Below are 22,753 nucleotides of genomic sequence, written 5' to 3' on the forward strand. Positions count from 1 at the left end.
TGCTGACGGAGGGTTAGGGGGACCGGGGTGTCGCCTCTCCCTCAGGTCCCATCCACCCCAGAAGACGTCAGGCACCTCCCAATCGGGTTGCCCAGAGTTACGTTCCCCCGGTGCATCGCGGACAACGGAGTTCCCCTGGCGAGGTCGCCTCTGGATGCAGCCGTCAGACGGGGGACCAGGACCTCGGCGAGCCCTATGCGCTCGGCGTCGACATCGGTGACGAGACGGTCACCGCCGCCGTCTGCCACCCGGACGGCACGCCGGCCCCCGTGCCGGTCGGCGACGCGGTCCTCGCCGCGGCCGCCGTCCGGCTGGCCCCGGTCGGGGGCCCCGACCTGAACGATCCGGCCGATCCCCGTCCGGGGACGACGACCCCGCTCACCCGCCACCTGATGTCCCGGGTCGGCGTCCCGGTCCCCCTGCTGGTGGCGGGGCACCCGGTGCAGGCCGCCGACATCGTGGCCGCGGTCGTGGCCGCCATCCAGTCCCTCGCGGCGGCGCAGGAGGGACGTCCGCCCTCCTGGACGGTCCTCACCCTGCCCCCGTCGTGGGGTCCGCACCGGCACACGGCCCTGGCCGAGGCGCTGGCCACGCACTGCACCGGCCTGATCTCCCTGGCGTCCGGCGCGGTGGCGGCCGTCCGCCACCAGCTGGCGGACGACGGGGGCGCCGGACGCACCATCGCGGTCTACGACCTGGGCGCGAGCACCCTGGACACGGCAGTCGTCCGGACTGCCACCGACGGCGGCCCCGCGCACGTCGCCGTGCCGCCCGCTCCGCTCGCGTGGGGGGGCCGTGACATCGACGACGCCGTCCTGGGCCACGTCGTGGCCGCGCTGGCCCCGGCGGCCGCAGGACCGCGAAGGGCACCTGTGGTCCGGGAGGCGCTGGCCGGGCTCCGCGCGCAGTGCGTGGCGGCCAAGGAGGCCCTGTCCTCCGGTACCCACGTCCGGCTGGACGTCGACCTGCCGTCCGGGACGACGACGCTCCGAGTGGTCCGGGAGGACCTCGAAGAACTGCTGACCGACGCCGTCCGCAGCTCCGTCGACGCCCTGCGCCGCACCGTCGAGGACGCCGGGCTCCGGGTGGCCGACCTCGACGGAGTGCTCCTCGTCGGCGGGGCCGGGCGGATGCCCCTGGTCGCCGAACTGCTCTCGGCGGAGCTGGGCCGACCGCTGCTCGTGCCCGAGGATCCCGCGCTGGCCGGCGCCCTCGGTGCCGCACGGCTGGGTCTGGACGTCCTGGTCGCCGAGGCCAGAGTGGGGGGCGGCGCGGCGCCGGCCGACGACGGCCGCGGGGCAACCCTCGCGGTCGCACCCGACCGCGGCGGCGACGACGTGGGTCGTCCCGCCGCCCCGGTGGCCCACCGGCGGCCCGCCGTCCGGCGCCCACCCGCCGCGCAGCCGTCCCGCACCCGGTCGCCGGCCGGCCGGCGAGGTGGCCGCCGGGTCGTCCTCGTCGGCGGGCTGCTCGTGGGACTGCTGGCGGTACCGGCCGCCTTCGGGGCACCGCAGACCCGCGAGGCGGACGGCACCTCGACGGCGGACGCGATCCCCGCGGCCGAGGACCGCGACGCCGGATGGCCTCCCTCCTGGTGGCCGGCCCCGACGGACCGGTCCGTCGGCGACCAGGCCGGTGAGGTGACCCCCAGCACCGCGGCCGCCGCGGGCGCCGACCAGGTGACCGGGATGTTCCTGGCGGCAGCCCGGCGGGTTGCCACCCCCGCCGGCGCGGACCCGACGGACGAGCCCCGCCGCGCCACGTCCGGTGCACGACCGGTCGGCGGGAATCCCGGCACCGAGGATCCCGACGCAGCGACCGCTGCCGGCAGCCCCGTTCCCGGGGGAACCACCACCGATCCGAACCCGTCGGCAGACGTGGCGCCCGGTACGCCCACCAGCCCGGCACCCGTCACCGGGACGACACCCACCACCAGCACCCCGCCGGCCAGCACTCCCCCGAGCACCACCACCTCCCCGAGCACCACTCCCCCGAGCACCACCACCTCCCCGAGCACCACTCCCCCGAGCACCACCGCCTCCCCGAGCACCACTCCCCCGAGCACCACCCCACCGGCCAGCACCCCGCCGCCGTCGACCCCCACCACCAGCGCCCCCGAGCCGGCGGCGCCCCCCACCACCAGCGCCCCCGAGCCGGCGGCGCCCCCCACCACCGGCGCTCCCGAGCCGGCGACGGACACCAGCTCGGTGCCGCAGCCCGATCCCGCGCCGGAGACGGCGACCGGCCCGCCGGCCGAGACCACCGGGAGCAGTCAGGGAACCGCGGTATGAGCGTCGACCTCCGCATCGCCGTCCCGAGGCCCATCCGCGGGACCGAGGAGGCCTCGTGCTGGCCCGGCTCCCCCCTGGCGGTCGCCCGCCGGGTGGTGGGCGAGCAGGTCACCGGCGACGGTGCCACCCACGTCGCCGTGCTCGGGCCCGGGGGCACCGGAAAGACCACGCTGCTCGCAGAGCTGGGAAGGCTCTACCGGGCGGCCGGCGTGACAGTCGTGGACGCCCAGTCCGCGCCGGATCCGGGCGCGGTGACCGACCGGCTGGTGGTCCTGGTCGACGACGCACACCGGCTCGTCCCCGGCACCGCCGATCGGCTGCGGGTGCTGCTACGGCAACCGCTCGTCCGGATCGCGGTGGCCTACCGCCCGTGGCCCCGGCCGCCGGCCCTGCAGGAACTGATCGAGACGATGGCGGGTGACCGGCGACTGGTGGTGCTCGGTCACCTGGACCGCGACGCCGTCCGCGGTTGCGCGGAACACCACCTCGGCTCGGCCGCTGCGGCGGTGGCCGACCCGGTACTGCGCCAGACCGGTGGCTTGCCGGCCCTGGTGGAGCCCATGCTCCGTGCGCTCGCCGCGTCGGGTGCCGGACGGCAGGGCCCGGTGCCCGCAGCACGGGGTGCCGTTCCCGGGCCGCTGGGGGTCGCCACGATGCCCGGTGCCGTGAGCGAGCGCATCGGCGCCGGCCTCGCCGACCTCGACCCGTGCACCCGGTCGGTGCTCCACGCGCTGGCCGCGGGCGCGCCCCTGGACGCCGACCTGCTGGCTCAGCTCGTGGGCGTCACGGATGCCACCGACCTCGTCCAGCGCGTCCAGGCGACGGGTGCCCTGCTCGCCACCGGACACGTCGTGCCGGCCATCGGCAGCGCACTGCTGTCGACCACGCCGCACGACATGACGCGGTCGGTGCGTCGTCGCCTGTTCACGCTGCTGCTCGACTGCGGCGAGGAACCGGTCGAGCTGGCCCGCGCGCTCGCCGCCGACCGGGTGCGGGAGCCGCGGGCGGCGCAGCTGTTGCTCGAGCAGGCCGACGCGGCCCTCAGCGAGGACCCGGGGCTGGCCGGGGCGTTGCTGTCGGAGGCCGTGGACGCCGGCGCACCCGCCGCCCAGCTGGCCGTGCGCCGTGCGCTGGCGGCCGCCCTCGTCGGGGACTTCGACAGCGCGTTGCAGTGGGCCGATCCGGCGCTGCGGGACGACTCGGCCCCCGACCACCGCGAGGCCGCCGGCGTCACCGCCGCCGTCCTGGCGCAGCGGGGGCTGCTCACCAGCACCGCCGAGCTCTACCGGCTGGCCGGGCCGCAGCGGGCCGGCTCGACGGCGCTGGCACTGCTCGCCGTGGGCGCCCCGCAGGAGGCGGCAGCGGAGCTCGCCTCGACCGAGGCAGCGGCCGAACGCTGGTCGCCGCACCTGGTCTCCGGGTGCGAGTCGCTCATGGCCCGCGGCGTGCTGGAGTCGATCCGGCCGGGGCCGAGCACGGCCGAGACGGCGACGACCGCACTCTCCACGCTCACCCGGGCCGCCACACTGCTCGAACCGGTCGGGCGCACGGCGCTGCTGATGGACACCCCTTCCGCGCTCGCCGCGCTGGTCGCCCTGCACACCGGGGAGCTGGGTAGCGCGGAATCGGTCCTCGAGCGGGCGCTCGCCGCGGACATCGGCGGGCCGCCCGCCCGGTCACGCCACCTGTTGCTCCTGGCCTGGACGGCGATGCTCCGCGGACGGATGCCCACCGCCGTGGACCGGATGAACGAGGCCCGGTCGGGACAGGGACCCCTGGAGCCGCGCGACGAGCTCTTCCTGCGCGCTCTCGAGGTGGGGCTGGCCCGCCGCGCGAGCGACCTACCCGCCCTTCTGCGGGCGTGGGGCCGGGTACGGGAGGCCGTCGTCCGCCACCCGGTCGACCTCTTCAGCCTGCTGCCGCTGGGGGAGCTGGTGGTCGCCGCCGCCCGCCTGGGCGAGACCGCGCGCCTCGCACCGCACCTGGCCGAGGCCGAGGCGCTGCTCGCCCGGCTGGGGAACCCGCCGCTGTGGTCGACCTCCCTGCACTGGAGCGGCGCTCAGGCGGCGATCGTCATGGGCGACCCGGCCATGCTGCAGCCGCACGCCACGGCACTCGTCGGGGCCGCGCGCACCAGCTTCTACGCGGCCGTGCTCGCCGACGCCGGACGGAGCTGGCTGCGGGTCCTGGTCGGGGACATCGACGCGGCGGTGGTGCTCACCGCCGCCGAGCGGCTCGCGGGGATCGGGCTGACCTGGGACGGCTCCCGGCTGGCCGGTCAGGCCGCAGCCCGGGCCACGGTCTCGTCGGACCGGAGCTGCCTGCTCCAGTGCGCCCGGAGCTTGTCCGGTGACGAGGAGCCGCGCAACGTGTCGCCCGGCGCGACGGGCGGGCACGGCCGGGCGCAGGCCGAGCCAGGCGGCGCACTGAGCGCACGGGAGCGCGAGATCGCCGCACTGGTCATCGAGGGGTTGACCTACCGAGAGGTCGGTGCGCAGCTCTACATCTCGGCGAAGACGGTCGAGCACCACGTGTCGCGGATGCGGCAACGACTTGGGGCCAGCAACCGTTCCGATCTCCTCGCGCGACTGCGTGCGGAGCTCTCCGGGCAGGGCTGAGTCCTCCTCGTGCCGCACCGGGACGTGTGCACCTACCGCCGGGCGGGCGGGCCGACCCGGCAGCAGGGCGTCAGAGGGTCGCCGTCGCCGGCGACGTGCTCACCGGGCCAGCGTCACGCAGGCCGGGCAGACGTCGGTGGCGCGCACCGGCCACTGCTCGCCCGGGCTGACCCGGGCCAGCGTGCCGCAGACGGTCAGCTCGCAGGCGCCATCCACCTCGGCCGCGGGCCGGTGCACCTCGACGGCGTGCCACAAGGCAGCCGTCGGGCCGTGGGCCCGGCTGCGGGCGGCGGCGAAGACGGTCGTCACGAGCATCATGGGAAGGACGTCGGCAGCGCCGCCGGTCCGGGTAACGGGTGCGGCGCCGGATTCCCCCGAAAGGAGGAGGTCCGTGCCGGGAACACCCGGCGCGCGGTGCGGTGGCCGGGTGCAGGATGCGGTCATGGAGCTCACCAAGCACGGGCACGCCTGCGTCGTGCTCACCGACGGGGACCGGCGTCTGGTCATCGACCCGGGCGCCTTCACCGACCCGGCCGCGCTGGAGGGCGCCGGCGCGGTGCTGATCACGCACGAGCACCCGGATCACGTCGTGCCGGACCGGCTGCGCGCCGCGCTCGAGGCCACCCCGGGCCTGGAGGTGTGGACCAACCGCTCGGTCGCGGCCCTGCTGGAGGGGGCCGGGGACCGCGTGCACGTGGTCGGTCACGGCGACGCGGTCACGGTCGCGGGCTTCGACGTCCGGGTGCACGGGGAACTGCACGCCGAGATCCACCCTGACCTGCCCAGGGTGGCCAACATCGGGTTCCTCGTGGACGGCCTGGTCTTCCACCCGGGCGACGCCTTCACGGTGCCCGACACACCCGTCGCGACGCTGCTCCTGCCCCTGCAGGCCCCGTGGTCCCGGACGGCCGACGTCATCGACTACGTGCGGGAGGTCCACGCCGACCAGGCGTTCGCGGTGCACGACGGGCTGCTCAACGACGTGGGGCTCGGCGTCGTCGGCGGGCTGCTCGGGGAACGGGGTCCGGGAACCCCGACCCCGGTCGGCCGGCTGGCCCCGGGGGAGACCGTCGAGCTCTGACTCCCCCGGCGACCGGCCGGGTCAGTGCCGGACGGCGCGGTTCGACCGGCCCGCCATGCCCGCGTAGGCACCCACCAGCACGATGGCCGCGATGACGGCGAGCACGAAGCCCAGGACGTTCAGCTCGAAGATGTCACCGGTGCCGAGCAGGCTCGCGATGAACCCGCCGATGACCGCCCCGAAGACGCCCAGTGCCAGGGTGGCGACGATGCTGATGGACTGCTTGCCGGGAAGGATCAGCCGGGCGAGTGCGCCGATGATCAGGCCGATCACGATGAGACCGAGAATGTCGAACAGCACGGCGTTCTCCTTCGTTCGACCGGCGCTGCGGTACCGGCAGGGAGCCGGGTGCATCACGCCGGTGCACGATCCGCTCCACTACCCACTCCCGTTACGGTGATGCGTCATTTCCCCGATGGGGTGGCGATCAGCGCTGCTCAGGACGTATGGGCGGCGCGGGCCACGTGGGCGGGCACCTTCGCCAGTTCCGCATCGACGGTCCGCTGCACCAGCCGCCGCATCGCGCCGCGCTGCAGCCGCCGGACTACCCGGCTGCCGCCCACCGGCTCGTGCGTGACGGTGATGGAGACCCGGGTCCCACCAGCGGGCGTGCCGGCCAGCTCGATCCGCGTCGTCCAGGTCTCCGGGGTCAGATCCAGCCGGGTGATCACCAGCCGGAGTTCGTCCCAGGCGAGGATCTCACCGCGCGGGGACCCGGGCCGGGGCGCACCGCCGGCCAGCTGACCCGGGGCGCAGACGAACGTCGTCCCCACCCCTGGACCGGAGCCCGGCCGGTCGACGACGTAGGAGACGTCGCAGACGGCGCAGTACGGCTCGAGCACCGCCAGCGCCCGCCACACCTCGGCCGGGGGCTGGGAAACCTCGCGGACGCCGATCGCCGTGGTCATCTCAGCGCCCTCCCACCGATACCTCGAACTCCACCTGGCTGACGTCCGGCCGCAACCGGGAGAAGCTGTGCACCAGCGGGCGGCCGTCGCTGTCGCGGACGGTGGTGCGCACCACCAGCAACGGGGAACCGGCCACCACCCGGAGCAGCTCGGCCTCCTCGGGCGCGGCCGTGCCGACGTCGACGACGATGCGCCCGTGGGCGAGGTCGGCGCCGTACTCGCGCCGCAGGTAGTCGTACAGGGAGCCCTGGCGGAAGTCCTCGACCGCGGCCGCGGGGTAGAGCTCCGCCGGCAGGAAGCTGTGCGCGACGTGGTTCGGGGCGCCGTCGACGCTGCGCAGCCGGACCAGCTCGACGACGTCGGCCGCGGAGTCCAGCCTGAGCTCGGTCACGACCGCGGCCGGGGCCGGCACGATCCGCTGGGTGAGCACCGTCGTCCCGACCTGGGCGCCCTGCTCGGTCATGACCGAGTTGAAGCCCGCGATCCGGTGCACGAAGCTCTCGCGGTACTCGTGCCGGATGGCCGGGCGGGTCACGTAGGTTCCCCGGCCCTGCTCGCGCACGAGGTGCCCGTCGGCGACCAGGCCGTCGACCGCGCGGCGCAGCGTTATCCGGCTGACGCCGTACTCGGCGCACAGGACCGGCTCCGGTGGCAGCAGCGTCGTCTCGGGCAGCGCGGCGACCCGGCGCCGCAGATGCTCGCGGACCGAGAGGTACTTCGGTCCGGAGACGGGGCTCACCACGCGGTCAAAGGTAGTGGCAGAACGGACGTCTGGTCGTCATGTCGTATGGGACGTCACATCCCGTGTGCGGTGGTGTGCGCCATTTCCACCGACCTGGGGATCTGCGGTGCGGCGGCTGGTAGGCACCCGACCGGCGGGGGAGTCCCCGCCCGCCATGAGAGGCCGGCGCTGCTGGAGGGAGTCCGCCGTGCCGAAGCTGGCAGCCCGGTCGGCACAGGGGTCGGGCCGCGCCACCGAGCGTTGAGCCGCGTCACGGCGCGGCTCGACGTCCGGTGCAGCGGCTCGACGTGCTGACGCCGGTCAGCGCCCAGGAGCGCGGAGCTCCACGACCGTGACCTCCGGACGGGCCCCGACGCGCATCGGCGGGCCCCAGTAGCCGGCCCCCGAGGTCACGTACAGCTGGGTGTCGCCGTGCCGCGACCAGCCCTCGACCGCGGGCTGGTCCAGCCGCACGGCGTAGTCGAAGGGCCAGAGCTGCCCGCCGTGGGTGTGACCCGAGAGCTGCAGGTCCACCCCGGCGGCCGCGGCCTGCTCCACCTGCACCGGCTGGTGGGCCAGCAGGACCACGGGCGTGCTGCCGTCCCGGCCGTCCAGCGCGGCGTCCAGGTCCGCGCCGTGGCCGGGCAGCCCCGAGGCGGCCGCCGTCCGGTCGTCGATCCCGGCCAGGTCGAAGGATGCGCCACCGCGGCGGATCGCCACCCGCTCGTTGCGCAGCACGTCCACGCCCAGGGTCGGCAGGTGCCGCATCCAGGCCCGGGTGTCGACGAAGTACTCGTGGTTGCCGGTGACGAAGTAGACGCCCTGCTCGCTGACCAGGTCCGCCAGCGGGGCGACGTCCTCACGCAGCTCGTCGACCCCGCCGTCGACCAGGTCGCCCACGATGGCCACCACGTCGGGCCGCTGCTCGTTGACCAGCTCCACCACCCGCTCGAACCGCCGGCCGCCGTAGGTGGCCGACAGGTGGCCGTCGGAGAAGGTGACGATCCGCAGCCCGTCCAGCGCCGGGTCCAGCCCGCGCAGGGTCACCGGGACACGCCGCACCACCGGCGCCGAGTTGGCGAAGTACGCGCCCGTCCCGGCGGTACTCAGCGCGACCGCACCGGCGGTCACCGCCAGCCCCCGGGCGAGGAAGCGCCGCCGGTCGATGGCCGCGGGATCCCTGTCCTCGCTGTGCACATCGGTTGCGACACCGCCGTCCTCCCGGACGGCACCGCTCTGCACACCGCCGTCCTCCCGGACGGCACCGCGGCCAGGTGCCGTTCCCCTGTCGGGCGGAGCCGCTGCGTCGTCCCTGCGCGGACCCCTCCGGGGCCCACTCGGGACGACCCCGCTCTCCGTCCGCCGGATGAGGGCGTTGCCCAGCAGGCGGACCGGCTCCAGGACGACCAGCGCCAGGGCGGCGTAGAGGGCGATACCCAGCCAGCTGTAGCCGAGCCAGCTCAACGGGGTGGCGGCGTCGATCGAGAGCGCCCCGCGGGAGAGCACCGCCGCGACCGGCAGCACGGCCAGCACCACGGTGAGCGCGGTCAGCCGGCGGCGCAGCCGGCCGGGCCCGGTGGTGCTCCGGACCAGCCGGAACCACAGGTAGGCGTGCAGCAGCGCCACGGCCAGCAGGACGACGGTCCCGAAAGCCAGCAGACCGATCACCGGCGCACCGTCCCCAGCATCTGCAGCGCGCGCACGGGGACCACTCTCCCAGGCGGTAGCGCGGTGCACGGGACGGCGGGCGGGCCGCGGGCATCGCCTCGTTCACACCACCGTTCCCCTAGGTTTCGTCTTGGACGTCGACACGGGGGGTGCTGTGGCGAGGCAGAACATCAAGTCCGCGCTGAGGGAGTCGCTGAAGCGACACCGCCAGTACCGCGAGCGTTCGACCCCCCTCGCCCGTGCGGCCCGGCGCACGCCCTCCGCCGACCTCGACGACTACACGGCCCGGTGGTAGACCGCTGCCAGCTCGTGCGTCACCGGAGGGCCGACGACGGCGACACCGGGAACGCCACCGAACGCGGGCACCACGAACGTCGCGTCGACGTCGAACTCGCGCTCGACCTCGAGCTGCTCGGGGACCACGGAGCGACCGTAGGTCACTCCGCCGGCCAGCGGCTCCTCCGCCCGCTGGCTACGTTGACCGCCATGGCCTCCAAGCGCCCCGACCGTCGGTGGGCACCGGCGATGGCCCTGCCCTGGGCGGTGTGGGCGCTGGTGCGTGGAACCGGGACCGACCGCGGCTTCCCGCTGGTGCCGGCGCTGGCGTTCACCCCCCACGCCGCGCTCACCACCGTCGTCCCGCTGGCCGCGGCCATCCGGAGCGGATCCCGCACCGGCGCGCTGCTGGCCTCCGGAGCCGGCGCGGTCCTGGGCGCCGCGGTGCTCGCCTCGCGTGGGCGGACGGGACCAGTGCCGGCCGGAGGCACGAAGGTGCGGATCGCCACGGTGAGCCTGCGGCTGGGACTCGTCCCGGCCGGCTCCGTCCTGGAGCTCGTCCGCAGGCACGCCGTCGACGTGCTGGCGGTGCAGGAGCTCACCCCCGACGCGGAACGGCGCCTCACCGACGCCGGCCTGCACCGGGAGCTGCCGCACTCCCACGTCGTCCCAGCCCGGCCGGGCAGCGTCGTCTCCGCCTCCGGCGCCGTCTGGAGCCGGTGGCCCGTGACCGCGCGCGGCGCCGCGCCCGGTGGCTTCGAGCAGCCGACCGCCCGGCTGCCCACCGTCGGGAGCCCCGACCTCGAGGTGACGGCGGTGCACACCCGTCCGCCGGCCACCTCGCCCGCCGCCGTCCGGGGCTGGACGGCGGACCTCGCCGCGCTCCCCTCCCCCGCCCCCGACGCGCTCCGGGTGCTGGCCGGCGACTTCAACGCCACGCTCCACCACGCTGCGCTCCGGGCCGTCCTGGCCCGCGGCTACGTCGACGCGGCCCGCGAGCTCGGGCGGGGATGGGCGTGGACCTGGCGCCCGCTCCGGCTGCGGTTCCCCCGGCTGACCCTAGACCACGTGCTCGTGGACCCGCGCGCTGCCGTCGCCGGCTGCGCCCACGTACCGGTGGCCGGCAGCGACCACCGCGCTCTCGTCGTCGACCTGGTGCTACCCGCGCACTGACGCCGCCGGTGACGATGTTCACCGGGCGACCCGGCTGGGCAGCGTGGGAGGAGGGGCGCGCACCGGCGTGTGCCCCACGGAGGGAGCCGACCCATGTTGAGCGAGCGCGAGGTGGCCGCCGCGATCGGCAGCACCGCTTACGGCGACGGTGGCGACAAGCTGGGCACCGTCGAGAGCTTCTTCGTCGACGACCGGACCGGTGAGCCCACGTGGGTCGCCGTCACCACCGGGCTCTTCGGCACCCGGCACTCGGTCGTACCGGCCCGGGAGGCGACGTGGGACGACGGCGCGCTGCGCCTGCCGGTGAGCGCGGAGGCGGTCAAGAGCGCCCCGGCCATGCAGGGCAACCACCTCGATCCCGGCGAGGAGGCGGAGCTGCGCCGGCACTACGGCATCACGGACGGCGGCCGTGCGGACGCGGACACCACGGCGCCGGTCGCCGACGCGCCGCTGGCCGGCCCCACCGACACCGTCGCCGTGCCGGCGGTGGCCCCGGTCCCGCCCCCGGCGGCCGGTACCGCCACCACGGGCGAGACGGACGGCGCCATGACCCGCAGCGAGGAGCGGCTGCGGGTGGGCTCCGAGCAGGTGGCCGCCCGGCGGGTGCGGCTGGTGAAGTACGTGGTCACCGAGGAGATGCAGGTGACCGTGCCGATCCGGCGCGAGGAGATCCGCCTGGAGGAGGTCCCGCTCGGCGATGCGGACACGGCCGGGGACGCGATCGGCGGCGAGTCGCTCGTCCCCGCGGACGCGACCACCGGCGGGCTGCCCGGCGAGGTCATCCTGCACAGCGAGCGGCCGGTCATCACCGTCGAGGTGGTGCCCGTCGAGCGAGTGCGGGTGCGGACCGAGCTCGTCGAGGGCCAGGAGACCGTGACCGAGCAGGTGCAGCGCGAGCAGATCGCCGTCGACGAGAGCGGCGTGGCGGGCCGCTGACGGCCGGTCAGCCGCGCCGGTCGGGCAGGAACCGGAACCGGTCCCGGGTGGCCGCCACCTCCGCGGGGTCGACGTCGGCCAGCACCAGCGTCTCGGCACCCGCGGCGGTGGCCAGCAGCTCACCCATGGGGCTCACCACCCGGCTGTCACCGGCGTGCTCCGTGCCGTCCCCGGCCGTGCCCACCCGGTTGCAGCCGACGACGTAGGCCTGGTTCTCGATGGCCCGCGCCTGCAGCAGCGTCTGCCAGTGCAGCCGGCGGGCGGCCGGCCAGTTGGCCACCACCACGTAGAGGTCGGTGTCCGGCGCCGCCCGCCAGAAGATGTCGGCGAAGCGCAGGTCGTAGCAGACGAACGGGGTCACCCGCAGGCCGCCGATCTCCACGGTGACCGGCCCCTCGCCCGCGCGGAAGCGCTCGTGCTCGCCGCCGTGGGTGAACGGGTGCAGCTTGCGGTAACGGTGCGTCGTCCCGTCCGGGCCGGCCAGGACGAACGAGTTGTACGGCAGGTCGCCGTCGCCGGCGATCTCCGGGCAGCTGCCGCCCACCCAGACGCCGTGCTCGGCGGCCTGGGCGGCGAGGAACTGCGCCGACGGGCCACCCTCGGGCTCGCCGATGCCCGGGGTCATGGAGAACCCGGTCGAGAACGTCTCGGTGAGCAGCACCAGCTCGGCCCCCGCCGCCGCTGCCCGCCCCACCTGCGGGCCGAGCCGGCCGAAGTTGGCCTCCCGGTCCTCCCACACGATGTCGTGCTGCACCGCCGCGACCCTCATGCCAGCCTCCTCAGCCGCTCGACCGCCTCGGCGAGCACCGCATCGTTCTTGCAGAACGCGAACCGCACCAGGTGCCGCCCCAGGTCCGCGTGTCCCGGTGTGTAGAAGACCACGGTCGGGATGGCGACCACCCCGGCGCGGTGCGGCAGCTCCCGGCAGAAGGCCAGGCCGTCGCCGTCGGGCCGGACGCCGCGGACGTCGACCGTGGCGAAGTAGGTGGCCTGCGGGCTCACCACCGGCAGCCCGGCCTCCCGGAGCCCCGCGACCAGGACGTCGCGCCGGTACTGCAGGTCGCGGGCGATCCCGTCGAAGTAGGCGTCGGGCAGCCGCAGCCCCGCCGCGACGGCCGGCTGGAACGGGCCGCCGTTGACGTAGGTGAGGAACTGCTTCGCGGTGCGGACGGCGGCCACGAGCGGCGCCGGCCCGCAGACCCAGCCGATCTTCCAGCCGGTGACGTTGAAGGTCTTGCCCGCGCTGGACACCACGATCGTGCGCTCGCGCATGCCGGGCAGCGTGGCGAGCGAGACGTGCCGGGCGCCGTCGAACACCAGGTGCTCGTACACCTCGTCGGTGAGCACGGTGAGGTCGTGCGCGGTGGCCAGCTCGGCGAGGACGGCGAGCTCGGCGGGGCTGAGCACCGTGCCGGTGGGGTTGTGGGGGGTGTTGACCAGCAGCAGCCGGGTGCGCGGGGTGACGGCGGCGCGCAGCTCGGCCTCGTCGAAGGTCCAGGCACCCTCGCCGTCCGCCGGCGGGTGCAGCGGGACGGGGCGCACCACGCCACCGGCCATCGCGACCGACGCGCTGTAGCTGTCGTAGATCGGCTCGAAGAGGACGACTTCGTCGCCGGGCTCGAGCAGCGCCAGCATGGCGGCGGCGAGCGCCTCGGTGGCCCCGGCGGTGATCAACACCTCGGTGTCGGGGTCGTAGCTCAGCTCCCTGAACCGCTGCTGGTGCTCGGCGACGGCGGCGCGCAGCTCGGGGATGCCGGGGCCGGGCGGGTACTGGTCCGCGCCGGTGCCGATGGCGGCACGGGCGGCGTCGAGCACTTCGGGCGGCCCGGGGTAGTCGGGGAACCCCTGACCGAGGTTGAGGGCACCGGTCTCGACGGCGAGCGCGCTCATCTCGGCGAAGACCGTCGTCCCGAAGCCCCGCAGCCGGGACGCCAGCGGGGCGGTCATACGGCTCTCCTGCCCAACGGTTCCACGTGGAACCGCTCAACCGATCCGGACATCGTCGTACCCCTCGATCGCCACGACGTCACCGGAGCGCAGCTGCCGGCCCCGCCGCTCCTCCGGTTCGCCGTTGACCGTGACGGCGCCGGACAGGAGCACGTCCTTCACCTGGGCGCCGGTGGGCACCGCGTCGACGAGCTTGAGCAGCTGGCCGAGCCGGATGCTGTCCTCGCCGGGACGCAGATCGATGGTGCGCACGCCGATCAGTCTGCCCGGCCGTCGGGGACGAGCTCGTCGCCGACCCGGACGACACCGGGATCGAGCACGACGGCGCGCACGGCCAGGAGCCCGTCGCGCTCGCGGTGGATCGACTTGAGCACCGAGCTGTCCCGGCCGATGCCACCCGGCTGCGGTCGGGTGGTCATGACGCACCGCGGGATGCCGGCGCCCAGCCGCAGGCGGGCCCCGCCCAGGTCCGCCTCCCGTCCCTGCAGCTTGTCCTCGCCGGCGCCGTCCAGGACGACGTTCGCCCGGAACCGGCGGCGGTCCCAGGTGCCGAGCGTCCCGGTCGAGACCAGGGACAGCCGGATCCGGGGGCTGTCGTGGAACGGGCCGGGGGCGCCCTCCCACTGCAGCCACTCGGTGGGGTCGGGCACCTCCTCGTCGGCCGGCGTCTCGTAGGTGGGTGCTGCGCCGCCGGCGATCGCCTCGCGGAGCTCGACGCGGCGGCCCAGCCAGTCGGAGAGCACGCCCTCCTCGGCGGTGACGGTGCCGTCGGGGAGCACGACCTCGACGCCGCCGTCCGGGCGCACCCGGGCCGCGCCGAACAGCAGCTCCGGCACCCGCCGGGCGGTGAGGCCCAGGCCGGTGTCGCGGTCGAAGATCGCCCAGCGGCGGTCGCCGACGGCGCCGAGGACGCCGGCCTGCGCCTCGGTCAGCCGCTCACCCTGCAGCGACTTCACCGGGTAGCGCCACAGCTCGAGGACCCGCACGTCAGGCCGCCGGGTTCCAGGCCAGCGACCAGCTGCCGGCCCACTCCTGGCCCGGTTCGAGCACCAGCAGGTCGACGTCGTCGGCGAGCGCGTTCGGCGGGCAGGTCATCGGTTCGACGGCGAGGCTGCGGCGCCACTGGCCGGCCGGCAGCGTGTCGCCGCTGTACACCTGCAGCCACGGCCAAGCCGCATCGGCCGAGACCACCAGCTCCCCGGCGCGACCGCGCAGCCGGACGTGCGCCCAGCCCTCGGCGTCCCGGTCGAGGTCGGTGAGCGGGGTGTCCAGCGCCCGGTTCCCGATCCGGCCGACCGCGCCGTCGAAGGCCCGCCGCTCGCCGGTGGGCATCCCGCTGTCGAGGACCAGCTCGGTGCGGCCCGGGAGGGTCAGCTCGGCGTCGGAGACGCCGCCGTCCTCGGTGGCGCCGACGGAGAGATAGGGGTGGAAGCCGGCGCCGAAGGGCGCCGGCCGGTCGCCGGCGTTCCGCACCCGGAGCGTGCTGGTCAGCCGGTCGGCCGCCAGGGTGTGGTCCACCGCGACGGCGAGCCGGAAGGGGTAGCCCACATGCGGCTCGACCGTCGTCCCGACCGTGACGGAACGGTCCGCCTCTCCCAGCACCGCCCACGGTTGCCAGGCGATCAGGCCGTGGATGGCGTGCGGCTCCGCCGGTGACTGGACCTCGAGCTGGAGCTCCTCGCCCTCCCACGACCACCGGCCGTGCCGGGTCCGGTTGGGCCAGGGCACCAGGACGGCGCCGCGCCAACCGGGGGCGGCCGCGCCGGGGGCGTAGCCGTCCAGGAGCTCCCAGGCCCCGACCGTGAGGCGGCGCAGCGCCCCGCCGCGCAGGTCGACGGCGAGCCGCGCGTCGCCTGCGGTGAGCAGCACCTCGGTGCGTTCGCTGTCGGGCCAGGTGTCGGGCATGGCGTCAGCTCACCACACGCGGAGCGCCCGCATACGTCTCGCGGTGGTTTCCAGACCTGGGGGAACGACCGCGAGACGTGTGCGGGTGACTCGATCAGGGGTGGTAGGTGACCTGCTCCGCGAACTGCAGGACCTGCTCCTGGGTGAACGCGTCCGGCACCTGGAGGGTGAAGGTGGTCCCGTCCTCGAACTGGCCCTGCAGGAACCAACCGCGGTCCCGCGGCCCGTTGTCGACCCGCACCAGCGCCGCCGGCCGGCCCTGCACCATCACGTCGAGCTGCGGCCCGACGGGTCCCATGAGGCTCTCTCGCACCTGCCCCGGCGGGGGGACGTCCTCGGGCAGCGGCACGTGGACGGTGATCGTCTGCTGCTCGTAGGCGTCGTTGACGAGAGCGAGAACGCGGCCCATCTTGAAGAACTGGAGCGACCAGCCGGCCGGCGCAAGTCCGGCGGTGAGCGTCGCCCGCTGCGGGCGGTCGACCAGCGACTCGCCGATCTCGATCACCGCGTCGGCGGTGCCGTAACGCCCGTGCCCGAGGATCCTCACCCACTGGTCGTCGGCCCGCTCCCAGTCCAGCTGGGCGAACGTCCGCCGTTCGCATGTCTCGCCGAGGTCGCCCGCGCACCAGTCCCGGGAGTACCGGACGAGATCGGCGTCGCGACCGTCCACGGACACCTCCGCGGAAGCCAGCTCGCGGTAGCCAGGCGCGTCGTCTTCCGCGCCTTCGCCGGACTCGTCGCCGACAGAGACGTAGAACCCGTTCCGGCCGCTGGGCTCCTCATAGCTGGCGAACCGCGCCCCGTCACCGTCGCCGTCGAAGGCGGGCCTCAGCCCCTCGGGTTCGGGATCGAGCGACAGCGGGAAGGCCGGCATCTGGAAGTCGACGAGGGTGACGCTCTCCGCCGGCGTCCCTGGGCCGTCAGGGGCGGCGATGACGACGGCGGCGGCCCAGGCAGCCGCCGCGGTGACGGCGGCGAGGCCGACGCGGAGCGAGACCTTCCGGCTGGGCACCCGGGAACGCCGGGGAGCCGGGCCCTCGATCTCGGCCAGCAGCGCCGTACGGGCGGCCTGGTAGCCGAGCTGACCCCAGGTCAGCAGCAGGAGGGCGTCGCGGTCCCGGGGCTCGAGGCCGGCGAGTGCGGCGGCCAGCTGACCGCGCAGCGCCTGGGCGTCCAGCCGGTCCGCGGAGTCCCCCGGGTCCGTGCCGTGCCGCTCGGACTCGGCGGCGGCCCGGGCGAGCGCCCTGTACCGGCGCTGCTCGGTGCGGACGTGCCCGTGCACGACGTTGGTCGCGATGCCCAGCAGCCAGGGCCGCACCTGGACGTGCTCGGGCCGGTAGGCCGCGGGGCGCCGGAAGGCGATCAGGAAGGTCTCGCTCAGCAGGTCGTCGGCGAGCTCACCCACCCGGCGCCCCAGGTACCGGTGCACCGTGGTGGCGTGCCGGTCGAAGAGCAGAGCGAACTCCGCCGGGTCGTCGACCGACCGGGCGATCAGTTCGGCGTCACTGGGCGGGGCATGAGGGAGAGCGCGCAGCCGCGGGGGCTCGCCCGGTGGCCCGGCCGCCCGGCGCATCGCCGTGGGAGTCACGGCTGGTGATGATCCGGCCGCGAGGGGTGAAGTCGTCACACCCCTAGATGTCCGGAGCGCCGGATCCGGTTCACGATCCGAAGGGGCCGCGTCCCGGGTCGACCGGGGACGCGGACGCGGATCACTCCTGGCAGGTCTCGGTGCCGTACGTGGTGACCGTCTCGGCGGCGGCGAGGAACTCCTGCGCGTCCTCCTCGGTCAGGTCCCCGCTCTCGATGGCGGCTCCGAGGTCGCCGTCGGACGGGAAGGTCTCGGCCATGAGTTCGGCGGCTTCCCGGACGTCGTCGCCGGCCTCGTCCGGCACGTTCCCGGCGAGCTCCTCCAGCTCGTCCTTCGCCCGGTCGGCGTCGGCCGCCTCGATCTGCTCGATGGCCTCGTACTGCTCGCAGAAATCGGCCACGCTGGCGCCGCCGCAGCCGGTCAGGCCGAACGGAAGGGTGGCCGCGGCGACGACCAGGGCGAGCTTCCTACGCATGAGATTCCCTTTCCGGGTGCGGCCGGAGCGCTACCGGCGCGGCCGCCGTCGATGCCATCGTGCACACCCTCACACACCCGCGCCGCGGACCGGCTCCGTCCGTCCAGCACCAGAAGGGCGCTCAAGCGGTGGCGACGTCCTTCTCGAAGAAGAGGGAGTCTGCGGCGTCGGGGTCGTCTGCGTACGCCCCGAACGGCCCGGTACGCCGGTAACCCGCGCCCGCGTACAGCCCGGCCGCCTCCGGCTGGAGCGGACCGGTCTCCAGCCGCAGCGTGGCCCAGCCCCGGGCGCGGGCGGCGTCCTCCAGGCCGGTCAGCACGACCTTCGCCAGACCCCGCCCCCGCGCAGCGGGTGCCACGTACATGCGCTTCACCTCGGCCACGCCGTTTTCCAGGTCGCGCAGGGCGCCGCAGCCGACCGCCGTCCCGTCGTCGTCCCGCAGCACCAGCGTCACGCTGATGTCCGCGGCCGAAGGCGGCCGGCCGGGCTCCTCCTTGCCGCCGTAGCGCGCACGGATCTCGGTCTGCTGGTCGGTGGTGAGGCGCTGGACGTCCGGGTCGTCCCAGGCAGCCGCCTCGATGATCACGAACCGGATCCTCGCAGGACCGGCCCGGCGTCCCGGCGGTACCGTCCGCGGAGCACCCCACCGAAGGAGCACCGTGCCGGTCGACCGCGAACTGCCCAGCCCCGAGGCCGCCGACCTGGTGGCGCTCACCCGCGAGATCGCCGATGCCGAGCTCGCCCCGAAGGCAGCGCAGTACGAGCGCGAGGAACGCTTCCCCCGCGAGGTGTTCCGCCTGCTGGGCGACGCCGGCCTCATGGGGCTGCCCTTCCCCGAGGAGGTGGGCGGTGGCGGCCAGCCCTACGAGGTCTACCTGCAGGTGGTCGAGGAGCTCGCCGCCCGGTGGGCCAGCGTCGCGCTCGGCATCAGCGTGCACACCCTGGCCTGCTCCCCCATCGCGAACTTCGGCACCGAGGCCCAGCGCCGCGGCCTCCTGCCCGAGATGGTCGGCGGCGGCCTGATCGGCGCCTACTCCCTGTCGGAGGCGCACGCCGGCTCCGACGTCGCTTCCATGCGCGCCAGCGCGGTGCCGGCCGACGACGGCTGGCTCGCGAGCGGTGAGAAGGCCTGGGTCACCCACGGCGGGCACGCCGACTTCTACTCGACGTTCCTCCGCACCCCTGCCGACGGCGACCGCGCCATCTCCTGCTTCCACCTCACCCCGGACCTGCCTGGGTTCAGCGCCGCCAGGCCCGAGGAGAAGATGGGCCTCACCGGCTCCACGACGTCGGCCATCCGGTTCGACGACGTGCCCATCCCCGCCGACCGGCTGGTCGGCGAGCCCGGTCGCGGCATGGCGATCGCGCTGGGCGCGCTGGACTCCGGCCGGCTCGGGATCAGCGCCGTCGCCGTCGGGCTGGCGCAGTCGGCCCTCGATGTCGCCGTCCGGTACGCCGTGGAGCGCGAGACCTTCGGCCGCCCGATCGCCGAGCACCAGGGGGTGGCCTTCCTGCTGGCCGACATGGCCGCCGCGGTGGAATCCGCCCGCGCCACCTACCTGGTCGCCGCCCGCCGCAAGGACGCCGGCAAGCCGTTCTCCCGGCAGGCCAGCATCGCCAAGCTGGTCGCGACCGACGCCGCCATGAAGGTGACCACCGACGCCGTCCAGGTGCTCGGTGGCGCCGGGTACACCCGGGACCACCCGGCCGAGCGCTACATGCGCGAGGCGAAGGTCATGCAGATCTTCGAGGGCACCAACCAGATCCAGCGGATGGTGATCGGCCGGCACCTCGCCTCGGAGGCCGCGCCACCCGCGGGCTGACCCGCCCGCCCGGTGGGCTCGGGGTCGGTGACCGTCCACCGGAGCTGGCGGGTTCCACGTGGAACCGGTGACAGGTGTCAGTGGACCCGGCACCCTCGGCAGGACCAGACTCGGGGAACCCCGAGCGAGGAGAACGCCATGCCCGAGCCGCACCTGTGCGCCGCCGACTCCGACCGTGCCGCCGACTCGACCACGCCGGGTCCGGCCATGTCGGAGGGGACCGGACCGCCAGACGCGACGAGCGCCGGCCCCCGGAGGGACCGGCGCTCGTCGAAAATCCGGAGTGGGCAAGGGGGGAGTTGAACCCCCACGTCCTTTCGGACACACGGACCTGAACCGTGCGCGTCTGCCATTCCGCCACTTGCCCTGGCGAGGGGAGACAGTAGCAGCCGTGCGCCACACCCCGGAGCGGGGGTCGGTCGCCGGCCGGCCCGAGAACGCCGTGCGGGGAGTCGCAGCTTCCTGGGCAGTCAGGCGTGCTCGTCCCGGCTACGATCACGGGTGGCAGAGTGGGACGTCCGGCGAGCGCAGAGGAGCGACTGTGGGTGTGCTGCAGCGCTTCGAGCGCCGACTCGAAGGCATGGTCGGTCTGGCCTTCGCCCGCCTGTTCAAGGGCAAGGTGCACCCGGCCGAGATCGCCAAGGCCCTGCAGCGCGAGGCCGACGAGCAGCGCTCCGTCCTCGGCGAGGGCCGCGTGCTCGCGCCGAACGTCTACCGGGTCCGCCTCGGCGAGACCGACTTCGCCCACCTGGGGCAGTGGTCGGACCAGCTGGCCGGCGAGCTGGCCGACATGGTCACCGAGCACATCGAGGACGAGGGCTACCAGATCTTCGACAAGGTCACCGTCGCCCTCGAGCGGGACGACGAACTGACCACCGGGATCTTCGAGGTCAGCTCGGAGGTCGCCGACCGGGTCCGCCCGGACGCGCGCGCCGGCCTCCCGCCGATGGCCTCGGCGCCGGTGGGCGGCCACCCGCCGCTGCCCCCGCTGCGCGGTCGCATGGCCACCGACACCGGCAAGCAGAACCCGTCGATCTTCGGCCGGGCCGGCTCTCGCACCACCCACAGCCACGTGCTGGTCGTCGACGGCCCGGGCACCCGGCACGAGCTGTCCACGGGGCGCAACGTCATCGGCCGGGGCACCGAGGCCGACATCCGCCTCCCCGACACCGGCGTGAGCCGCAAGCACGTCGACGTCGTCCTCGACGGGGACGTCGCCACGGTGGAGGACCTCGGCTCGACCAACGGCACGCTCGTCAACGGCCGCCGCGTCACCCGCCAGCCGCTCAGCGACGGCGACGTCATCCGCATCGGCCACTCCGTCCTGGTCTACCGGCTGGACGGGGCGTGACCGGATCCGTGCCGTCGCAGCAGTACGGGGTCCGGCGGCACCACCTCCGCCGGTACGCCGGCGGGACCCCAGCCGCGGCGGTGGTCCGGTGACGGAGCTCGTGGTGCAGATCTTCCGGTTCGGCTTCCTGCTGCTGCTGTGGCTGTTCATCTTCGCGGCGTTCCGCGTGGTGCGCGCCGACCTCTTCGGCGCGCGGCCAGGCCGGGTCGCCTCGGTCCCGCCACGTTCGGCGGCGACGCCGAAGAAGAAGCGCGGGCAGAAGGGCCCCCGGTCCCTCGTCGTCACCGCCGGTCCGCTGAGCGGAACCAAGATCACCCTCGCTGACCAGCCCATCCTCATCGGCCGGGCCGACGACTCGACTCTCGTCCTCACCGACGACTTCGCCAGTTCCCGCCACGCCCGCCTGACCAACCGGGGCGGCCAGTGGTACGTGGAGGACCTGGGTTCCACCAATGGCACCTATCTCGACCAGCAGCGCGTGCAGGGACCGCTGCTGGTGGCCCCCGGCCAGCCGATCCGCATCGGCCAGACCGCACTGGAGCTGCGTTCGTGACCCTGGTTCTCCGCTACGCCGCGCGCTCCGACCGCGGCCTCATCCGCGGCAACAACCAGGACTCGGTGTACGCCGGGCCCCGGCTGCTGGCCGTGGCCGACGGCATGGGCGGCCACGCCGCCGGTGACGTCGCGAGCAAGGTGGTCATCGCCGCCCTCGAACACCTCGACGACGACACCCCCTCCGGCGACATGCTGCAGGCGCTGCGGTCGGCGGTCTTCGAGGGCAGCGAGCACCTGCGGGAGGTCATCCGCGAGTCGCCGCAGCTGGAGGGCATGGGCACCACGCTCACCGCCATCCTCTTCGCGGGGGGCCGGCTGGCACTGTGCCACGTCGGCGACTCCCGGGCCTATCTGTTCCGCGACGGCCAGCTGTCCCAGATCACCCACGACGACACGTTCGTGCAGACGCTGATCGACGACGGCCGGATCACGGCGGAGGAGGCCAATCACCACCCGCAGCGATCACTCCTGCTGCGGGCGCTCAACGGCCAGGACGTCGAGCCGGACCTCTCCATGCGGGAGGCGCGCGCCGGCGACCGCTACCTGCTGTGCTCCGACGGCCTCTCCGGGGTGGTCAGCGAGGAGACCCTGGCGGAGGCGCTGAAGGACCCCGATCCGGAGGCCACCGCCGACCGCCTCGTCGAGCTCGCGCTGCGCAGCGGCGGGCCCGACAACATCACGGTGATCGTCGCCGACGTCCTCGAGGACACCGGCAGCAACGGCCGGTTCGACCCGGTCGTCGACGGCGCGGCCGGTGACAACGTCGGTCAGCGCCAGGTCGACGCCCGGTCCGCGGCCGGCCGGGCCGCGCTCGCCGATCAAGGCCCTCCTCCCCCGCCGCCACCCACACTGCCGACGGGCGGCGGCCCCTCCGCCCGCCGCCGCCCGCTACGCATGCTCCTGGTGGCGGGGGCCCTTCTCACCGTGCTGGTGGCAGGGGCGATCGGTGTGTACGCGTGGGCGCTCAACCACTGGTTCGTCGGTGTGAGCGGCCCCGGCGACGACCAGCAGGTCGGCGTCTTCCGCGGTCTGGACGTCTCGATCGTCGGCCTCGATCTCTACCGCCTGGACCGGGGCACCGACCTCGCGGTGTCCGACCTGACCCCGGCCGCCCGCAGCGACGTCCTGGGCAGCATCACCGCCGACGACTCCGGTGACGTCGACCGCATCCTCGAGGCGCTGCGGGACCAGCGGCTGCCGCTGTGCCGCCCGGCCACCCGGACCACGGACGCCACGGCGTCCACCAGCGCGGCGCTCCCGCCGGCGACCGCGCCCACCACCGCGCAGGAGCCCGCCCCCGGGGAGCCGGCCCCGCCGGAGGGCGCGGCGGCGACCGAGGAGCTGACCACCACGTCGTCGGCCCGGACCACCTCGTCGTCCGAGGCGGGGGAGAACTGCCGGGAGGCCGACTAGTGAGCGCCGTAGGCACGGGTTCCC

General features: G+C 74.9%; 23 protein-coding genes and 1 tRNA gene. 9 read left to right on the forward strand and 15 right to left on the reverse strand.

Annotated features, from left to right (window positions below):
• Positions 1 to 110: 110 nt before the first annotated feature.
• Positions 111 to 2,291, forward strand: a complete 2,181-nt coding sequence (locus tag QOZ86_RS01120) for an Hsp70 family protein (protein WP_284490101.1) — start codon at positions 111 to 113, stop codon at positions 2,289 to 2,291.
• A complete protein-coding gene (locus QOZ86_RS01125) occupies positions 2,288 to 4,909 on the forward strand; it encodes a LuxR C-terminal-related transcriptional regulator (RefSeq protein WP_284490102.1) in 2,622 nt (873 codons plus the stop codon). The genes QOZ86_RS01120 and QOZ86_RS01125 overlap by 4 nt, the downstream gene beginning before the upstream one ends.
• 99 nt (positions 4,910 to 5,008) lie before the next feature.
• Here the strand turns inward: QOZ86_RS01125 and QOZ86_RS01130 are convergent, their stop codons facing one another.
• Complete coding sequence (locus tag QOZ86_RS01130) at positions 5,009 to 5,224, reverse strand: hypothetical protein (RefSeq protein ID WP_284490338.1); 216 nt, start codon at positions 5,222 to 5,224, stop codon at positions 5,009 to 5,011.
• A gap of 76 nt (positions 5,225 to 5,300) precedes the next feature.
• On the opposite strand from QOZ86_RS01130, the gene QOZ86_RS01135 reads away from it, so the two are divergent.
• On the forward strand, positions 5,301 to 5,990 hold the full coding sequence (locus tag QOZ86_RS01135; protein ID WP_284490103.1) for an MBL fold metallo-hydrolase: 690 nt from the start codon (positions 5,301 to 5,303) through the stop codon (positions 5,988 to 5,990).
• A gap of 21 nt (positions 5,991 to 6,011) precedes the next feature.
• On the opposite strand, the gene QOZ86_RS01140 is transcribed toward QOZ86_RS01135, so the two are convergent.
• From QOZ86_RS01140 to QOZ86_RS01160, 5 genes are all read right to left on the reverse strand, one after another.
• Positions 6,012 to 6,290 carry a GlsB/YeaQ/YmgE family stress response membrane protein gene (locus QOZ86_RS01140; RefSeq protein WP_284490104.1) on the reverse strand — a complete coding sequence of 93 codons (279 nt, stop codon included), beginning with the start codon at positions 6,288 to 6,290 and terminating at the stop codon, positions 6,012 to 6,014.
• Between the two features lie 137 nt (positions 6,291 to 6,427).
• Entirely contained in the window at positions 6,428 to 6,898 is a 471-nt protein-coding gene (locus QOZ86_RS01145) for an SRPBCC family protein (protein WP_284490105.1), read from the reverse strand.
• A 1-nt stretch (position 6,899) separates the two neighbouring features.
• A complete protein-coding gene (locus QOZ86_RS01150) occupies positions 6,900 to 7,640 on the reverse strand; it encodes a GntR family transcriptional regulator (protein ID WP_284490106.1) in 741 nt (246 codons plus the stop codon).
• 300 nt (positions 7,641 to 7,940) lie between these two features.
• A complete protein-coding gene (locus QOZ86_RS01155; protein ID WP_284490107.1) occupies positions 7,941 to 9,287 on the reverse strand; it encodes a metallophosphoesterase in 1,347 nt (448 codons plus the stop codon).
• Between the two features lie 276 nt (positions 9,288 to 9,563).
• Positions 9,564 to 9,710 carry a hypothetical protein gene (locus tag QOZ86_RS01160; RefSeq protein WP_284490108.1) on the reverse strand — a complete coding sequence of 49 codons (147 nt, stop codon included), beginning with the start codon at positions 9,708 to 9,710 and terminating at the stop codon, positions 9,564 to 9,566.
• 63 nt (positions 9,711 to 9,773) lie between these two features.
• Here QOZ86_RS01160 and QOZ86_RS01165 point away from each other — a divergent pair, with 63 nt between their 5' ends.
• A complete protein-coding gene (locus QOZ86_RS01165) occupies positions 9,774 to 10,736 on the forward strand; it encodes an endonuclease/exonuclease/phosphatase family protein (RefSeq protein ID WP_284490109.1) in 963 nt (320 codons plus the stop codon).
• Between the two features lie 93 nt (positions 10,737 to 10,829).
• Positions 10,830 to 11,672: a PRC and DUF2382 domain-containing protein gene (locus QOZ86_RS01170; RefSeq protein ID WP_284490110.1), complete on the forward strand. Its 843-nt coding sequence runs from the start codon at positions 10,830 to 10,832 to the stop codon at positions 11,670 to 11,672.
• Between the two features lie 7 nt (positions 11,673 to 11,679).
• Here QOZ86_RS01170 and QOZ86_RS01175 read toward each other — a convergent pair whose 3' ends face one another.
• The 8 genes from QOZ86_RS01175 to QOZ86_RS01210 all read right to left on the reverse strand — a co-directional run bounded on the left by QOZ86_RS01175 (position 11,680) and on the right by QOZ86_RS01210 (position 18,173).
• On the reverse strand, positions 11,680 to 12,441 hold the full coding sequence (locus QOZ86_RS01175) for a carbon-nitrogen family hydrolase (protein ID WP_284490111.1): 762 nt from the start codon (positions 12,439 to 12,441) through the stop codon (positions 11,680 to 11,682).
• Complete coding sequence (locus QOZ86_RS01180; RefSeq protein ID WP_284490112.1) at positions 12,438 to 13,619, reverse strand: pyridoxal phosphate-dependent aminotransferase; 1,182 nt, start codon at positions 13,617 to 13,619, stop codon at positions 12,438 to 12,440. Before QOZ86_RS01180 ends, QOZ86_RS01175 begins: the two co-directional genes overlap by 4 nt.
• Before the next feature lie 36 nt (positions 13,620 to 13,655).
• Positions 13,656 to 13,871 carry an RNA-binding S4 domain-containing protein gene (locus QOZ86_RS01185; RefSeq protein ID WP_284490113.1) on the reverse strand — a complete coding sequence of 72 codons (216 nt, stop codon included), beginning with the start codon at positions 13,869 to 13,871 and terminating at the stop codon, positions 13,656 to 13,658.
• 5 nt (positions 13,872 to 13,876) lie between these two features.
• Positions 13,877 to 14,605 (reverse strand): MOSC domain-containing protein, encoded by a 729-nt coding sequence (locus QOZ86_RS01190; protein WP_284490114.1) that lies wholly within the window; start codon positions 14,603 to 14,605, stop codon positions 13,877 to 13,879.
• 1 nt (position 14,606) lies between these two features.
• Positions 14,607 to 15,524 (reverse strand): aldose epimerase family protein, encoded by a 918-nt coding sequence (locus QOZ86_RS01195; RefSeq protein ID WP_284490115.1) that lies wholly within the window; start codon positions 15,522 to 15,524, stop codon positions 14,607 to 14,609.
• Positions 15,525 to 15,618: 94 nt separating this feature from the next.
• Positions 15,619 to 17,112, reverse strand: coding sequence for an RNA polymerase sigma factor (locus QOZ86_RS01200; protein WP_284490116.1), 1,494 nt, complete (start codon positions 17,110 to 17,112; stop codon positions 15,619 to 15,621).
• A gap of 121 nt (positions 17,113 to 17,233) precedes the next feature.
• Positions 17,234 to 17,587: a hypothetical protein gene (locus QOZ86_RS01205; RefSeq protein ID WP_284490117.1), complete on the reverse strand. Its 354-nt coding sequence runs from the start codon at positions 17,585 to 17,587 to the stop codon at positions 17,234 to 17,236.
• A 121-nt stretch (positions 17,588 to 17,708) separates the two neighbouring features.
• Positions 17,709 to 18,173: a GNAT family N-acetyltransferase gene (locus QOZ86_RS01210; RefSeq protein ID WP_284490118.1), complete on the reverse strand. Its 465-nt coding sequence runs from the start codon at positions 18,171 to 18,173 to the stop codon at positions 17,709 to 17,711.
• A gap of 73 nt (positions 18,174 to 18,246) precedes the next feature.
• Between QOZ86_RS01210 and QOZ86_RS01215 the strand changes: the two genes are divergently transcribed.
• Complete coding sequence (locus QOZ86_RS01215) at positions 18,247 to 19,410, forward strand: acyl-CoA dehydrogenase family protein (RefSeq protein WP_284490119.1); 1,164 nt, start codon at positions 18,247 to 18,249, stop codon at positions 19,408 to 19,410.
• Between the two features lie 284 nt (positions 19,411 to 19,694).
• On the opposite strand, the gene QOZ86_RS01220 is transcribed toward QOZ86_RS01215, so the two are convergent.
• Positions 19,695 to 19,777: transfer RNA gene (locus tag QOZ86_RS01220), tRNA-Leu, on the reverse strand.
• Between the two features lie 174 nt (positions 19,778 to 19,951).
• Here QOZ86_RS01220 and QOZ86_RS01225 point away from each other — a divergent pair.
• The 3 genes from QOZ86_RS01225 to QOZ86_RS01235 all read left to right on the forward strand — a co-directional run bounded on the left by QOZ86_RS01225 (position 19,952) and on the right by QOZ86_RS01235 (position 22,729).
• Positions 19,952 to 20,761 carry an FHA domain-containing protein gene (locus tag QOZ86_RS01225; protein ID WP_284490120.1) on the forward strand — a complete coding sequence of 270 codons (810 nt, stop codon included), beginning with the start codon at positions 19,952 to 19,954 and terminating at the stop codon, positions 20,759 to 20,761.
• Positions 20,762 to 20,849: 88 nt separating this feature from the next.
• Positions 20,850 to 21,314, forward strand: a complete 465-nt coding sequence (locus QOZ86_RS01230) for an FHA domain-containing protein FhaB/FipA (RefSeq protein ID WP_284490121.1) — start codon at positions 20,850 to 20,852, stop codon at positions 21,312 to 21,314.
• A complete protein-coding gene (locus QOZ86_RS01235) occupies positions 21,311 to 22,729 on the forward strand; it encodes a PP2C family protein-serine/threonine phosphatase (protein ID WP_284490122.1) in 1,419 nt (472 codons plus the stop codon). The genes QOZ86_RS01230 and QOZ86_RS01235 overlap by 4 nt, the downstream gene beginning before the upstream one ends.
• The last annotated feature ends 24 nt before the right edge of the window (positions 22,730 to 22,753 follow it).

This window comes from Blastococcus capsensis, assembly GCF_030165005.1.
In the GTDB taxonomy this organism is placed as follows: Bacteria; Actinomycetota; Actinomycetes; order Mycobacteriales; family Geodermatophilaceae; genus Blastococcus; species Blastococcus capsensis.

Coding starts and splice junctions, on each gene's coding strand:
- QOZ86_RS01125 (WP_284490102.1), top strand. CDS start 2,288: ATGAGCGTCGACCTCCGCATCGCCGTCCCGAGGCCCATCCGCGGGACC.
- QOZ86_RS01130 (WP_284490338.1), bottom strand. CDS start 5,224: ATGCTCGTGACGACCGTCTTCGCCGCCGCCCGCAGCCGGGCCCACGGC.
- QOZ86_RS01145 (WP_284490105.1), bottom strand. CDS start 6,898: ATGACCACGGCGATCGGCGTCCGCGAGGTTTCCCAGCCCCCGGCCGAG.
- QOZ86_RS01165 (WP_284490109.1), top strand. CDS start 9,774: ATGGCCTCCAAGCGCCCCGACCGTCGGTGGGCACCGGCGATGGCCCTG.
- QOZ86_RS01170 (WP_284490110.1), top strand. CDS start 10,830: ATGTTGAGCGAGCGCGAGGTGGCCGCCGCGATCGGCAGCACCGCTTAC.
- QOZ86_RS01175 (WP_284490111.1), bottom strand. CDS start 12,441: ATGAGGGTCGCGGCGGTGCAGCACGACATCGTGTGGGAGGACCGGGAG.
- QOZ86_RS01180 (WP_284490112.1), bottom strand. CDS start 13,619: ATGACCGCCCCGCTGGCGTCCCGGCTGCGGGGCTTCGGGACGACGGTC.
- QOZ86_RS01195 (WP_284490115.1), bottom strand. CDS start 15,524: ATGCCCGACACCTGGCCCGACAGCGAACGCACCGAGGTGCTGCTCACC.
- QOZ86_RS01205 (WP_284490117.1), bottom strand. CDS start 17,587: ATGCGTAGGAAGCTCGCCCTGGTCGTCGCCGCGGCCACCCTTCCGTTC.